We start from the raw sequence: 14,037 nt of genomic DNA on the forward strand, positions 1-14,037 counted from the left end.
AACGCGATGCAAGTTCCTGCATCAATGAGTATCTAACTTTTTGAATCCTTTAACTAAAGTATCCAATTCTTTTAGTTGTGCCAAGAATGGCTCAAGCTGCGACAGGCGCAATGCAGATGGTCCATCACATTTTGCTTTGTCTGGATCTGGATGAGACTCTAGGAATAATCCCGCTAAACCTGTTGCCATACCTGCACGCGCCAAAGTTGTAATTTGAGCACGGCGACCGCCAGCTGAGTCAGAACGACCACCTGGAGTTTGTAAAGCATGAGTCACGTCAAAGAATACTGGTACATTCATTTCTTTCATGATGTCAAAGCCAAGCATATCTACAACTAAATTGTTATAGCCAAATGCTGAGCCACGCTCACAAAGAATAAGTTTGTCATTTCCAGCTTCCAAACATTTATGCAAAATATGACGCATTTCATGAGGAGCTAAAAACTGTGCTTTTTTAATGTTGATAATAGCTTGAGTTTTAGCCATTGCTTCAACAAGATCAGTTTGACGACTTAAGAAAGCTGGAAGCTGGATAATATCAGCGACTTCGGCAACTGGTGCTGCCTGATATGGTTCGTGAACGTCGGTAATAATTGGAACATTAAAATGCTTTTTAATGTCACCTAACCATTCAATACCCTTTTCAAGTCCAGGACCACGGAATGAATGCAAACTAGAACGGTTTGCTTTATCAAAGCTCGCCTTAAATACATAAGGAATATCTAGGCGTTTACAAATATCAATATAAGTTTCAGCAATTTCAAAAGCTAAATCTTTTGACTCAAGTACGTTCATTCCGCCAAATAATACAAATGGCAAATGATTTGCCATTTGTATATCGCCTAAACGTACAACTTCTTGTGGTTTTAATTGTGACATTTAAACTTTCCCAGTTTATTTAAAATCGCATTACTTACTTTTTTGATGCTGTGTTTTTGCAGCGTCAATAAAACTAGCAAATAATGGATGTCCATCACGTGGTGAACTTGTAAATTCCGGGTGGAATTGTACAGCAATAAACCAAGGATGGTCAGGAATTTCTACAGTTTCAACCAAATGTTGTGCTGAAGAATAACCAGAAATCTTCATGCCCGCTTTTTCAATCGCCTCAATGAAACGATTATTCATTTCATAACGATGACGATGACGCTCAGTGATTTCAGCTTTTCCGTAGACTTCACGTGTTTTTGTGCCTTCAACCAATTCTGATTTTTGTGCACCTAAACGCATTGTTCCGCCTAAGTCAGACTCAAGGCTACGCTGTTGTAATTCACCACGCTCATCTAACCATTCAGTAATTAAACCAATGAGTGGATATTTTGTAGAACGGTTAAATTCTGTAGAAGATGCTTCTGGCATACCTGCAACATGGCGAGCATATTCAATAACTGCCAATTGCATACCTAAACAGATTCCTAAGAAAGGAATACGATTTTCACGTGCGTATTGAATAGCTTTCATTTTGCCTTCAGTACCACGTTCACCAAAACCACCTGGTACTAAAATTGCGTCAGCTGTACTTAAAATAGATACATCTTGGCTTTCAAGCTCTTCAGCGTTGACATAATCAATTTGTACTTTTACGCGATTTTTAATACCCGCATGTAACAATGCTTCGTTTACAGATTTATAAGCATCTGGTAACTCAACATATTTACCAACCATAGCTACACGTAAAGTGTATTCAGGGTTCAGTAATGCTTCTACTACATTGTCCCAATCCTCTAGATTTGCTTCTGGAAGATCATTAAATCCAAAACGCTCACAAATTAGATCATCAACGTTTTGTTCATAGAAGGTACGTGGAATTTGATAAATCGTTTTTGCATCTTTACATACCACTACAGCACGTGCTTCCACGTTAGTGAATAATGCAATTTTGCGTTTAGTATCAACATCTACATCATATTCAGTACGGCAGATAAGAATGTCTGGCTGAATACCGATTGAAAGTAACTCTTTTACAGAATGCTGAGTTGGTTTAGTTTTTAACTCTGCTGCCGACTTAATATATGGCAATAAAGTTAAATGCATAAGCATGGTACGTTTATGACCAAGCTCAACCATTAACTGACGAACCGATTCCATGAATGGTAAAGATTCGATATCACCTACGGTGCCACCAATCTCTACGATAGCAACATCGTAGCCTTCACCTGCGCGAAGAACACGTTCTTTAATATTATCGGTAATATGAGGAATAACCTGAACTGTACCACCTAAGTAATCACCACGACGTTCTTTATTTAAAACGTCTTGATATACACGACCACTAGTGAAGTTATTTAGTTTGGTCATTTTCGCGCGACGTAAGAAACGTTCGTAATAACCCAGATCCAGATCGGTTTCTGCACCATCTTCGGTAACAAAAACTTCACCATGCTGGAATGGGCTCATTGTCCCTGGATCGACATTAATATAAGGATCCATTTTAACCATTGTGACTTTTAAGCCACGAGCTTCCAAAAGTGCAGCAACAGAAGCAGCAGAAATACCTTTACCTAGCGATGAAACCACACCACCAGTGACAAAAATAAAATGGGTCATTAAGTTTCTCGTACAATCAAGCCGAAATCGGCCTACAATGTTTGGCAATTTTACTGTACTCTGCCCCTATAAAGCAAAGTCAAACCGCATCAATTCAAAGAACAATAAACAACTGGTTATTCTATCAGCATTTTTAATAAAAAATTAGCTCAATCTGACATGATTTTTTCATTGCTATTTACTGTTATAATGCCAATTCCTCAATTAAATGTTGTTTAGGGCAATGGCAAATAAAAAACTTTTAATCTGTGCTGCAATTGCGGCTGGACTATTGTTAACCGCATGCGTTAAAAAAGAGACACCGAAAGAAGAAGAGCAAGACAAGGTTGAAACTGCTGTTTCAGAACCTCAACCAGAGAAGCCTGCAAAATTTGAATCTTTAGAGAGTGTAGATACTCATCAAGAAGCTCAAGTTCCAGCGCAACCACAAGTTGAAGTTGAACGTGAAGAAACAACTAATACTACAACTGAAATTCGCCGAGAAACCCGTCCTGCGCATTCTGCTGAATCTTCACAGACACAAGTTGCTGAACAACCTAAATCTGAGACACCAAAGGTAGAACCTAAACCTGAAAAAAAACCTGAGCCTAAAGCAGAACCTAAACCTGAAAAGGCTCAGTCTAAACCAGCTAAGGCAACTGAGCCTGCGAAGACAGAAGATGACGCAGTTGCTGCTGCAATTGCTGCTGCAACACCAGCACTTAAAAACTAAGCTTCTGTTTTAATAATGCCCAAATTAATTTTTTTGATTTGGGCATTTATACAAAATTCATAATAAAAACAGATTAAATTCATTTAAATTTCAATTCAAAAACTTGGAAAAATGAAGCAATACCGCTCTTATTTTAAGATATAAAATAAAGCCCAAAATTTGAGCTTCACTTATATATTCAATAATTATCTATTTATTACGTTCAATTAGAAAATAATCAGACATAAGACGTGCTGCCCATGATGTACTGCGCCATCCTTCATAAAATGCACAATGACTTCCCTTTTTAGTTGTGACTACAGCAACAGTACTCATTTGCTGAATTGGCTCTTTATAAGGTTCTAAATTTTTAATAGAGCAAACAGGGTCATCTTCTGCATTAAGAATCATTAATGGAATTTTGATATTTTCAAACACATAAATCGGGTTAATAGATTTACAGTAAGTCTCGTAATCTTGAAAACCTGCCATTTCAAAGTATTCTTTTTCAAATTCTTCTAAATTGGTCGTCGATAAGACTTTTTCTAAAGATGCTATTTTGCTCCACGTATTTTGATACGGATAAATAAAATACTTGAAGAGTTTTTTCGTCATCATTTTACTGTAAAAAGGATGAACATTTTTAAAACCAATTTCCGTGTTATAACCCGGGCACATCGCAAAAGCAGCTTTAAAAGGTGTATCTTCGCCTTGTTCACCTAAATAACGAACAAGCAAGCCAGTACCTGCTGAAGAACCTACTGCATATAAATCTGATGTCGGAAATAAACTTTGAATATAGTTAAGCTGTTCTTTTAAATCACTGGTAGATCCAAAAAGAGAAATTTGCGGCACAGGCATTGGCAAACCTGCGTGCCCACGGCGCAGGCATAGTGCAATTCGCCAGCCTGTATATTGATTCAAATCACGTACTAACTCACGCATACTTTCAGGCGTACCTGTAATAGTATGCATAATTACAATTGTTGGAGTATCTGCCGGTAAGTCATATCCATACCAAGCTATAGCGGTAATCCCACCATCACTCATGGTTAGTTGATCAATGCGGTCATACTCTAATTTTATTGATTGTTTTCTAATAAGATCAAAATAGAGTAAATGGACATGACTATTGGTTAACCAAGGCGTAGGTCGATATTTCTGTTTGAGTTGAGGAAGCTTCTCCAACACATCTTTTATTTGCCCTTGAGGATCATAATAAACTTTTGGATGCTCAGCACCTAACACTAAATCAAACAGCTCTGAACCGAAATCTTTAATTTTACTAAAAACAGATATGCCCATGTCCAATGACTACCTCTGACTATGAGTTAAATGATTGCCGCACTAAAGCAGCAACCTGCCTTCCCCAAATTGCGTAAACTTCCTTACTAGGATGAAAACCATCACTTGCCATTGTCAAATTCATGGCTTGAAAAGTTTCAATATCGTATTGAAGAAACTTAAACTGGCTCTGCGGTGCTAACCATTGTTGTAATTTTTGATTCATTTGCTCTGCATATTGCCCAAATAACCAAGCTAGTGGATTGGGTAAAGCAGGGAAATGTTGCATTGGAGGCACACCGGAAACGATAATCAACTTTGGCTGAAAACGTTTCTGTATGTGCTCAAATAATTGCTTCTGTTGTTTAATCCATGATTTAGCAGAAGTAAATTTCGTAACATCGTTTACACCAATAGATGTCACAATCACATCATACTTCTGCTCGTCTAAATGCTGTAAAGCATTAAAAACTTGTGGAGTTGTATCACCAGTTTTAGCATGAAGTTTCCATTGCAGGGAAAATTCATTTTGCAGTTCTTGAATAATAGCACCAGACAAGGCATCTTTCTGATTTTCTACACCGACACCTGCTGCGGCAGAATCTCCCAAAATAAGCAGGGATAAAGGCTTGCCTTGACCGATACAACCTTCTCGTTCACCTTTGGCTTCTGCTAAACGTGGCGTGTTCTTTCGAACTTTACTGCCTTGTACAAATAATACGGGCAATAAAAGCAATGTTGAAAGTTTTAACCACATTTTATATACCTCAATATTCTTAGGCTATTTAACAAAATTATTGAGGTTTAAATTGAGCTATTCTTATACCCATTTGCTCAGCTAATGCAGCTAAACCACTCATTGGACGAATCATTACTTCAAAATCAATAATTTTACCCTGTTCATTAAAACGAATCATGTCAATCCCTTTTAATGATTTATCACCTACATTCGCACTAAACTCCAGTACTACATTTTTACCATCTTCTGTGTAAAACTCTCTGTGATAGGTAAAATTTTGGAATACTTGAATCACATTAGTAAGAATAAAGAAAACAACTTGTCTTCCCTCATAAGGTTTATAAGCGACTGGTGAACGGAAAACGACTTCATCTGCCAGCAAATCATTTAAGTTCGATAAGTCATTTGATTTAACCATGTGATGCCATTTTTCTAATGACTGTTTAGTTGTTTCGAGTGTCATTTTTTATTTTTCCTTCAAATAGTTTTTAGTCATGAGCACTCTCTTACCCAAGACAGTGCTCATTGAAATCATTAAAGAACCGCTGCTAGTTCAGCACCTTGACGAATAGCACGTTTAGCATCTAGTTCACCTGCTTCTTTAGCACCACCAATCAAATGAACATTCTTACCATCTGCTTTTAATTGGTCATACATTGCAGTAAATGATTCTTGGCCTGCGCAAATCACTACGTTATCAACTTCAAGCACTGTTGGTTTTCCATCAACAGTAATATGAAGTCCTTGATCATCTACTTTGTCATACTGTACGCCTGCCAACATTTTCACATTTCTGTTCTTAAGCCCTGTACGGTGAATCCAACCAGTCGTTTTACCTAGTCCCGCACCTACTGAAGAAGCTTTACGTTGTAACAAATAGATTTCTCGTTCAGAAGCTTCAACTTTCGGCTGCTTTAAACCACCAACGTGTTCATAGTGAGTATCAATACCCCACTCTTCATAAAATTTTTCTGGATTTAAACTACCACTCTCACCTTCATGGGTTAGGTACTCAGCTGTATCAAAACCGATACCACCTGCCCCAATAATGGCAACACGCTGACCTACTGGTACACGCTCTTTAAGTACTTGTAAGTAGCTCAGTACTTTTGGATGATCAATACCTTCAAATTGTAATTGACGAGGTGTTACACCAGTTGCAACTACAATTTCATCGAAGTTTGATTGACTTAACTCTTCATAAGTCGCTTTATGATTTAATACAAGTTCAATGTTCGGACGTAATTCAATTTGACGATTAAAATAACGTAATGTTTCGTAGAACTCTTCTTTACCAGGCACAGTTTTAGCAATGTTAAACTGCCCACCAATTTGATGACTTGCTTCAAAGATTTTAAGTTGGTGTCCACGATCTGCCGCATATACAGCAAAACTTAAACCTGCTGGTCCTGCACCAATGACAGCGATATTCTTCTGTTTTTGTGCTTCTTTAAAAATAAGTTCTGTTTCATAACATGCGCGAGGGTTAACTAGACATGTTGCGATTTTCATAGAGAAAATATGATCAAGACACGCTTGGTTACAGCCAATACAGGTATTGATTTCATCACTACGACCTTCACTTGCTTTTAAAACAAACTCAGGATCTGCAAGCATTGGACGTGCCATTGAAACCATATCTGCATGACCCGATGCCAATACATGTTCAGCCATTTCTGGGGTATTAATACGGTTTGAGGTAATTAATGGAACGGAAACTTCACCTTTTAATTTTTCAGTGACCCAAGTAAATGCAGCTCTTGGAACTTTAGTGGCAATTGTTGGTATACGAGCTTCATGCCAGCCAATACCCGTATTAATGATCGTAGCGCCAGCTTTTTCAATCGCTTTAGCAAGTTGAATCACTTCTTCTAAAGTAGATCCGCCTTCAACTAAATCAAGCATTGATAAACGGTAAATAATAATAAAGTTTTCACCCACTATTTCACGTGTACGTTTTACAATCTCGATAGGAAAACGAATACGGTTTTCATAGCTACCACCCCATTCATCATCACGATGGTTTGTTCTTGCTGCTATAAACTCATTAATTAAATAACCTTCAGAACCCATAATCTCAACGCCGTCATATCCAGCGTATTGAGCAAGCTTCGCACAGTTTGCAAAATCATCAATCGTTTGTTGAACCTCTGCAGAAGTCATTGCTTTAGGTTTAATTGGATTAATCGGTGCCTGAATTGCCGAAGGTGCAACAATCTCTGGCTGATAAGAATATCGACCCGTATGTAATATCTGTAAAGCAATCTTTCCGCCAGCAGCATGTACAGCTTCGGTAATGACTTTATGTTTTTCGGCTTCTTCTGTGCTATCTAGCTTAGAAGCATGAGCAAAGGTTAAACCTGCCTGATTAGGTGCAATACCGCCAGTAACAATAAGACCAACATCTCCTTTAGCACGTTCCGCATAAAAAGCCGCCATGCGCTCATAACCACCTGGCGCTTCTTCTAGACCAACGTGCATAGACCCCATCAATACGCGATTTTTTAATGTCGTAAAACCTAAATCTAATGGTTTTAATAAATGTGGATATAACGACATAACAACTCCTTGGCTTGCTAATCTGCTTGCTTAATGCAACTTGTTGCACAAATTTATAATCAAATTTTGACTTTTATGCAACATGTTGCATAATCTTATGAGTCACACTTTACTTTTGCTTACAAACGGATTGCCATGTCACTTCCCCATGTTTTACTAACCAGCTTACTAGAACGTCCAAGCACTGGCTTTGAACTCGCTCGCCGTTTTGACCGCTCTATGGGCTTTTTCTGGAATGCCACACATCAGCAAATTTATCGTGAACTCAATAACATGCTAAAAAAAGGCTGGGTTTCTACTTTAGAAAATGAGATGGATAGCGGCCGAAAAAAGACTTATCAAGTCGAACAACTTGGGCGTATAGAACTTGCCTCATGGATGACACAGCAAAGTGAACCCGCTCAGCTTAGAGATGACTTAATGGTAAGATTGCGTGCCGAGGCACAATTGGGCAATAATCAAATATTACCCGAACTGTTACGACATCTTGGCTTACACCAAGAAAAGCTTAAGCTTTACCAAAATATTTACGATAAAGATTTTAAAGATAGTGATGACTTGAATAATCGAGTGTTATATATCCACAAAATGATCTTGGAACTCGGTATCACTATGGAAACTGAGTGGATCAAATGGTTAGAACAGGTCATCCCACAATTAAAACTTTTTGCTCAAGATAACGCATCTGGAGAATAACCATGCCTTATTACACCATGCCCGATCAGGAAAAATTATTTGTACGCCGTGTTGGTCGTGGTGAACCAGTATTAGTATTATCTGGTCTAGGTATGCAAAGTTGGCAATGGCTACCGTTTATCTACGCAAATCGTAAAGAATATGAATTTATTATTCCTGACTGGCGTGGTTTTGGCGGTTCAAAAAACTGTGCTATTCCCGAGCAAGATGCCATATCAAGCCACTGGCAAGATGTCGCTCATTTAATTGAACAACTAAAACTTGATCACTTTATTTTAATGGGCTATTCAATGGGTGCTACCACTGCAATGCATGGTATGAAGCATGCTCATCTTGCTCAGCAGTTAAAAGCTTATTTACATATTGATCAAACGCCTAAAATATCTGTAGATGCGACATGGCAATATGGTTTATTCGGACCATTACATGCCCAATTTAAACAATTACTCAATGATATTTATCAATTATTATCAAAACATAAAAATGCTAAATATCTTTATGAGTTATCACTTCCAGACCGTCAAAAATTGGTACGTTTGTGGGTAGATTTTATTGAATTACAAAGTAGCAATCCTTTTAGTCCATTTGTTTTTAAAACTGCGTTAAAACAGCCATTTTTACAGAAATACTTATTACCGATTCAACGCTTAGACTACTTATTTTGGTACGTCGAAAATTATCTTTTTCACAATGAAGACTATCGTGAGGCATTGCAACAATTACAGTGCCCAACAACTTTCTTTATTGGCCGTAATTCCACACTCTATCCAGAAACTGGTCAGACACTGATTGCACATAGTGTCGAACATGCAAAAACAATTTATTTTGAGCGTTCAGGTCACACGCCATTATTAACCGAGCCAAAAAAATTCGGGCATGAAATCACTACTTTTTTATCCGAACTTAAACATGCCTCTTAAAAAAAAGGGATCTGCTAAAACAGATCCCTTTTTAAATGTATACATCATTAAGCCGAATGAGCTAATTCACTTGCTTTTAACTGTTTAGCAACATTTAATAAAAGCCGTTCAGTTTTATCCCACCCTAAACAACCATCCGTTACCGACTGACCATACGTCATTTCACACGAAATTTTCTGATTACCATCAACTAAATGACTTTCAATCATGACACCCTTCACCTGAGTTTTTAAGCGTTCAGCAACGATTTGCTGCAAAACCTCTGGCTGACGTAAAGGGTCTTTACCACTATTGCCATGACTACAGTCAATGACTAAAGGAGGAAGATTTTGCTTATGTTTTTCACGTATTGCCTGAATTGAAGCTAAATCATAATTAGGACCATGATTCGCTCCACGCAAAATTAAGTGTGGTAATGGGTTGCCGGCACTCTGAATAACAGAAGGTAAACCTTGCTGATTCATTCCTAGAAATTGATGCTCATTTTGTGCCGACTGAATAGCATCTAAAGCAATTTGAATCGAACCATCTGTACCATTTTTGAAACCAATACTGTATGGCATATGACTTGAGATTTCACGGTGAATTTGAGACTCGCTGGTACGTGCACCAATTGCGCCCCAAGCCAACAAATCATCAAAATAACCAGTTGCCATTGGACTTAAAATTTCGCTCGCAATCGGCAAACCCTTTTCAATAATTTGCAAATAAAGCTCGCGTGATTTTTCTAAACCTAATTGTAGATTGGATGAACCATCAAGGTTTGGGTCATACATGTACCCCTTCCAACCTACAGTTGTACGCGGCTTTTCAATATAAGCACGCATCACAATGAATATTTGATCTTTAACTTTTTCTTGTAATTTTTGCAGTTTTTCTGCGTATTCAAGAACCGCAACTGGGTCATGAATTGAACATGGTCCTGTAATAACCATTAAACGCTGATCTTTACCAGCAAGAATATTTTGAATAATTTGACGGTGTTCTGCAATTTGACGTGCGAAGGTCTGCACAAGCGGATATTTAGCTTTTAACTGGAGAGGTAAACTAACTGGTGTTTCTTTTGTATTACTTTGAGTTAGTAAAGTATTTAAAGCATTCATTGGTCTTTTCCTTTGGACTGAAACCGAATCAGTCCGATCATTTATTTGAGCGTTTTGGATCTATTCGTTGGCAAAGGTAAGCAAAAGTAAAACCAATAAAAGTTGCTAAAGTATGAATAAGTCATGTTGTTCATTTTGAGTTCCTCGATTTGAAAAAGATAAAGCATAAAAAAACCTGATCGGGGTTGCCGATCAGGTATTAACTGTGATGGGCAACTTTCATGCCCGAATACGCTCAGGCAACTATCTAAATTGCCAGAAATAAAAGTAAGCGTTAGAATTCACAGATTGATTTAACATCTTTATCTCAAATATTAAAAAATGTTCCTTAAATCTAAAATACGCATTGTTGATGAATTTGACAAGTATTTTTTGCGAAAAAGTTTCTTATTTTTTACTTAAAATTTAATTGCTCACTTCATCATTAGCGAATTAATCCTTGCGGCTGCAAAATAATCAAACTTGCACCACAAAGCACTATAAAGCCACCTAAAACATCCCATCTCGTTAAAGCGACCTGATCGACAAAACGAAGCCACATGAGTGCAGTAAAAATATAAATACCGCCATAGGCCGCATAAATGCGCCCAGAAGCAGCTGGATGTAATGTAAGTAACCAAACAAAGATCGCTAAGCTTAAGGCTGTAGGGATCCACAACCAAGCAGACTTCCCTTCTTTTAAAATAAGATAAGGAAAGTAACAGCCTAAAATCTCAGCGATCGCAGTAATAATAAATAACCCGAGCACACTAAGTATTCGGGTTATAGAAAGACTATCAATTAACATAAATTAAGCTGGTTCTGCCGTATGGTGATCTTCAAAAACTTCAAGTTTTAGACCAACTGCCTTGCCATCTTCTTTCTTCACTGATACCGCCACATTACCACCGTGATCTGCAAGTTCACCAAACAGAATCATTTCAGCTAATGGTTTCTTCAAGTGTTCTTGAATGAGACGTTGCATTGGGCGAGCACCCATTAAACGGTCATAACCATTGGTTGCTAACCAGTCACGCGCACTTTGATCTACATCTAGAACTACACGTTTTTCATCTAGCTGTGCTTGTAATTCTGTTAAGAATTTATCAACTACAGATTCAATCACTGTGGTTGGTAAAGCTTTAAACTGAATAACACTGTCTAGACGGTTACGGAACTCTGGAGAGAATGCACGCTTCATAGCTTCTTGGTTATCCGAGCTATGGTCTTGCTCGGTAAATCCAATGCTTGCACGAGAAATGCTTTCTGCACCAATGTTTGTCGTCAATACAATAATGACATTTCTGAAGTCTGACTTACGACCATTATTGTCAGTTAACGCACCGTGATCCATGATTTGCAACAACAGGTTAAACACATCTGGATGTGCTTTCTCAATTTCATCGAGCAATAAAACACAATGCGGATTTTTATGAATCGCATCTGTGAGCAAACCACCTTGGTCATAACCAACATAACCTGGAGGAGCACCAATTAAGCGAGAAACAGCATGACGTTCCATATATTCAGACATATCGAAACGGACAAGCTCTACACCTAACAATTTCGCTAGCTGCTTAGTGACTTCTGTTTTACCAACACCCGTTGGACCAGCAAAGACGAAGCTACCAACAGGCTTGTCTGGTGATTTCAAACCAGCACGTGACAACTTGATTGCAGAAGCCAATGCAGTAATTGCCTCATCTTGACCAAATACCACACGTTTTAGGTCACGCTCAAGATTTTCAAGTACTGATTTATCATCTTTAGACACTGTCTTAGGCGGAATACGCGCAATTTTAGAAACGATGTCTTCGATATTTTCTACAGTAATTAAGCTGTCTTCACTTTCTGCTTTTAAGCGGCGTTGTGCACCTGCTTCATCAATGACATCAATCGCTTTATCCGGCAAGAAACGATCATTAATAAATTTCGCAGAAAGCTCAACCGCAGAAACTAAAGCTTTGTCGTCATACTGTACGTGGTGGAAATCCTCAAACTTCGTTTTCAACCCACGTAAAATATCAATAGTTTCAGAAATGCTTGGTTCATTTACGTCAATTTTTTGGAAACGACGAGATAACGCATGATCCTTTTCAAATACCTGACGATATTCTTGGAAAGTCGTTGAACCGATACAACGTAAAGTACCATTTGCCAATGCTGGTTTAATAAGATTCGATGCATCCATTGTGCTGCCCATACTTGAGCCTGCACCAATGATCATATGAATTTCATCAATGAATAAAATCGCATTTGGATTTTTCTTCAAAGCATTTAACAGTTGTTTTAAACGTTTTTCAAAGTCACCACGGTATTTTGTACCAGCAACCAATGCACCTATATCTAGGCTATAAATCTCTGCGTTGCTAAGTGGTTTTGGTGCTTTACCATTTACAATGAGCCATGCAAGGCCTTCTGCAATTGAAGTTTTACCTACCCCAGGATCCCCGACTAGTAATGGGTTGTTTTTGCGACGGCGGCAAAGAATTTGTGCTGTACGCTCAATTTCTTTTTCACGACCAATGAGTGGGTCAGTTTTACCCTTTTGCGCTTCAACATTTAAATTAAGCGTATAAAGTTCTAATGGCCCAGCATTGCCTGAGTTGCTTTCACCCTCAATGTCTTCAACTTCTTCTTCAACCTGCACTTCGTCTTTACGTGTACCATGAGACAAATATTGAGTCAAAGTAAGTCGATTAATTTGATGACGTTTAAGCAAATAAACAGCAAAAGAATCACGCTCTGAGTACATTGCGACCAAAACATCCGCACCTTCAACAGTACGATCACCACCACTTGATTGCACATGGAAAATTGCACGTTGCAAAATGCGGTCAAAACTTTCTGTTGGATGTGGAGCTTGCTCGCTATTTTCGCCAAGCTTAGGAGTATGTTGTTCTACATATTCTTCTAATTCTTTACGTAAAGAAACAATATCAGCGCCGCATGCTTTTAATGCATTCACAGCCGAATCGTTATCGAGTAAGGCTAATAGTAAGTGTTCAACTGTAAGAAACTCATGTCTCTTTTGACGAGCCATGCTAACAGCCAAACGTAATGATACTTCTAATTGACGACTGAGCATGTGACCCCCTTATGCTTTAGGCTCAATCTGGCAAAGTAATGGATGACCTTGCGATCGAGCGTAATTATTAACAAGGTTTGCCTTGGTTTCCGCGATGTCTCTTGGATATACCCCGGCAGTACCTTTACCTTCATAGTGTACTGTTAGCATTACTTGAGTTGCTTGGTCAAGATTCATTGCAAAGTATTGTTGTAAAATTTCAATTACAAAGTCCATTGGCGTGTAATCGTCGTTCAATAATACTACCGCATATAAAGGAGGACGCTTGAGTTCGGGAGGTGCTGTTTGAACAACAATCTCTCCGTCATGATCTTCGTTTTGCGAATCACTTAAGCGTGGATTGAAGTGCCAATCGACATAGCCAGACTGCTGAAAAGAAGCCTTAATATCTTTTAAATTTGTTTGACGCTTATTTGTTCGCATATGATGTT

13 protein-coding genes are annotated in these 14,037 nt (G+C 38.2%); 3 read left to right on the forward strand and 10 right to left on the reverse strand.

The annotated features are described in order from the left end of the window. Positions 1-21: 21 nt before the first annotated feature. A complete protein-coding gene (gene kdsA / locus CSB87_RS01285; protein WP_000080538.1) occupies positions 22-879 on the reverse strand; it encodes a 3-deoxy-8-phosphooctulonate synthase in 858 nt (285 codons plus the stop codon). Positions 880-909: 30 nt separating this feature from the next. Continuing rightward, positions 910-2,547: a CTP synthase gene (locus tag CSB87_RS01290; RefSeq protein ID WP_002050609.1), complete on the reverse strand. Its 1,638-nt coding sequence runs from the start codon at positions 2,545-2,547 to the stop codon at positions 910-912. 223 nt (positions 2,548-2,770) lie between these two features. Between CSB87_RS01290 and CSB87_RS01295 the strand changes: the two genes are divergently transcribed. Beyond that, positions 2,771-3,259, forward strand: coding sequence for a hypothetical protein (locus tag CSB87_RS01295; protein WP_002050668.1), 489 nt, complete (start codon positions 2,771-2,773; stop codon positions 3,257-3,259). 189 nt (positions 3,260-3,448) lie between these two features. Here the strand turns inward: CSB87_RS01295 and CSB87_RS01300 are convergent, their stop codons facing one another. From CSB87_RS01300 to CSB87_RS01315, 4 genes are all read right to left on the reverse strand, one after another. Further along, on the reverse strand, positions 3,449-4,543 hold the full coding sequence (locus CSB87_RS01300) for a YheT family hydrolase (protein WP_004708515.1): 1,095 nt from the start codon (positions 4,541-4,543) through the stop codon (positions 3,449-3,451). A gap of 19 nt (positions 4,544-4,562) precedes the next feature. Then, complete coding sequence (locus CSB87_RS01305; protein WP_004886970.1) at positions 4,563-5,279, reverse strand: SGNH/GDSL hydrolase family protein; 717 nt, start codon at positions 5,277-5,279, stop codon at positions 4,563-4,565. A gap of 37 nt (positions 5,280-5,316) precedes the next feature. Continuing rightward, the gene (locus CSB87_RS01310) at positions 5,317-5,724 is read right to left on the reverse strand and encodes a nuclear transport factor 2 family protein (RefSeq protein ID WP_004886968.1); all 408 of its coding nucleotides are present in this window, start codon (positions 5,722-5,724) and stop codon (positions 5,317-5,319) included. A 71-nt stretch (positions 5,725-5,795) separates the two neighbouring features. Then, a complete protein-coding gene (locus CSB87_RS01315) occupies positions 5,796-7,820 on the reverse strand; it encodes an NADPH-dependent 2,4-dienoyl-CoA reductase (RefSeq protein ID WP_004886966.1) in 2,025 nt (674 codons plus the stop codon). A gap of 135 nt (positions 7,821-7,955) precedes the next feature. Between CSB87_RS01315 and CSB87_RS01320 the strand changes: the two genes are divergently transcribed. After that, positions 7,956-8,516: a PadR family transcriptional regulator gene (locus tag CSB87_RS01320; protein WP_002050679.1), complete on the forward strand. Its 561-nt coding sequence runs from the start codon at positions 7,956-7,958 to the stop codon at positions 8,514-8,516. A gap of 2 nt (positions 8,517-8,518) precedes the next feature. After that, complete coding sequence (locus tag CSB87_RS01325; protein ID WP_002050701.1) at positions 8,519-9,436, forward strand: alpha/beta fold hydrolase; 918 nt, start codon at positions 8,519-8,521, stop codon at positions 9,434-9,436. 47 nt (positions 9,437-9,483) lie between these two features. On the opposite strand, the gene CSB87_RS01330 is transcribed toward CSB87_RS01325, so the two are convergent. The 4 genes from CSB87_RS01330 to clpS form a co-directional block, all read right to left on the reverse strand. Beyond that, positions 9,484-10,539 (reverse strand): 3-deoxy-7-phosphoheptulonate synthase, encoded by a 1,056-nt coding sequence (locus CSB87_RS01330; RefSeq protein ID WP_004886963.1) that lies wholly within the window; start codon positions 10,537-10,539, stop codon positions 9,484-9,486. 424 nt (positions 10,540-10,963) lie between these two features. After that, complete coding sequence (locus CSB87_RS01335; protein WP_004886960.1) at positions 10,964-11,326, reverse strand: YnfA family protein; 363 nt, start codon at positions 11,324-11,326, stop codon at positions 10,964-10,966. 3 nt (positions 11,327-11,329) lie between these two features. Further along, positions 11,330-13,606, reverse strand: a complete 2,277-nt coding sequence (gene clpA / locus CSB87_RS01340; protein WP_002050677.1) for an ATP-dependent Clp protease ATP-binding subunit ClpA — start codon at positions 13,604-13,606, stop codon at positions 11,330-11,332. A 9-nt stretch (positions 13,607-13,615) separates the two neighbouring features. Beyond that, positions 13,616-14,029, reverse strand: a complete 414-nt coding sequence (gene clpS / locus CSB87_RS01345; RefSeq protein WP_004886958.1) for an ATP-dependent Clp protease adapter ClpS — start codon at positions 14,027-14,029, stop codon at positions 13,616-13,618. Positions 14,030-14,037: the final 8 nt, after the last annotated feature.

The sequence above is a fragment of the Acinetobacter sp. AR_0276 genome (assembly GCF_003000705.1).
Taxonomy (GTDB): Bacteria; Pseudomonadota; Gammaproteobacteria; order Pseudomonadales; family Moraxellaceae; genus Acinetobacter; species Acinetobacter nosocomialis.

Bases quoted from the DNA above. Each gene is read 5' to 3' on its own strand.
- kdsA (WP_000080538.1), bottom strand. From the start codon at position 879: ATGTCACAATTAAAACCACAAGAAGTTGTACGTTTAGGCGATATACAA.
- CSB87_RS01290 (WP_002050609.1), bottom strand. From the start codon at position 2,547: ATGACCCATTTTATTTTTGTCACTGGTGGTGTGGTTTCATCGCTAGGT.
- CSB87_RS01295 (WP_002050668.1), top strand. From the start codon at position 2,771: ATGGCAAATAAAAAACTTTTAATCTGTGCTGCAATTGCGGCTGGACTA.
- CSB87_RS01300 (WP_004708515.1), bottom strand. From the start codon at position 4,543: ATGGGCATATCTGTTTTTAGTAAAATTAAAGATTTCGGTTCAGAGCTG.
- CSB87_RS01305 (WP_004886970.1), bottom strand. From the start codon at position 5,279: ATGTGGTTAAAACTTTCAACATTGCTTTTATTGCCCGTATTATTTGTA.
- CSB87_RS01310 (WP_004886968.1), bottom strand. From the start codon at position 5,724: ATGACACTCGAAACAACTAAACAGTCATTAGAAAAATGGCATCACATG.
- CSB87_RS01315 (WP_004886966.1), bottom strand. From the start codon at position 7,820: ATGTCGTTATATCCACATTTATTAAAACCATTAGATTTAGGTTTTACG.
- CSB87_RS01320 (WP_002050679.1), top strand. From the start codon at position 7,956: ATGTCACTTCCCCATGTTTTACTAACCAGCTTACTAGAACGTCCAAGC.
- CSB87_RS01325 (WP_002050701.1), top strand. From the start codon at position 8,519: ATGCCTTATTACACCATGCCCGATCAGGAAAAATTATTTGTACGCCGT.
- CSB87_RS01330 (WP_004886963.1), bottom strand. From the start codon at position 10,539: ATGAATGCTTTAAATACTTTACTAACTCAAAGTAATACAAAAGAAACA.
- CSB87_RS01335 (WP_004886960.1), bottom strand. From the start codon at position 11,326: ATGTTAATTGATAGTCTTTCTATAACCCGAATACTTAGTGTGCTCGGG.
- clpA (WP_002050677.1), bottom strand. From the start codon at position 13,606: ATGCTCAGTCGTCAATTAGAAGTATCATTACGTTTGGCTGTTAGCATG.
- clpS (WP_004886958.1), bottom strand. From the start codon at position 14,029: ATGCGAACAAATAAGCGTCAAACAAATTTAAAAGATATTAAGGCTTCT.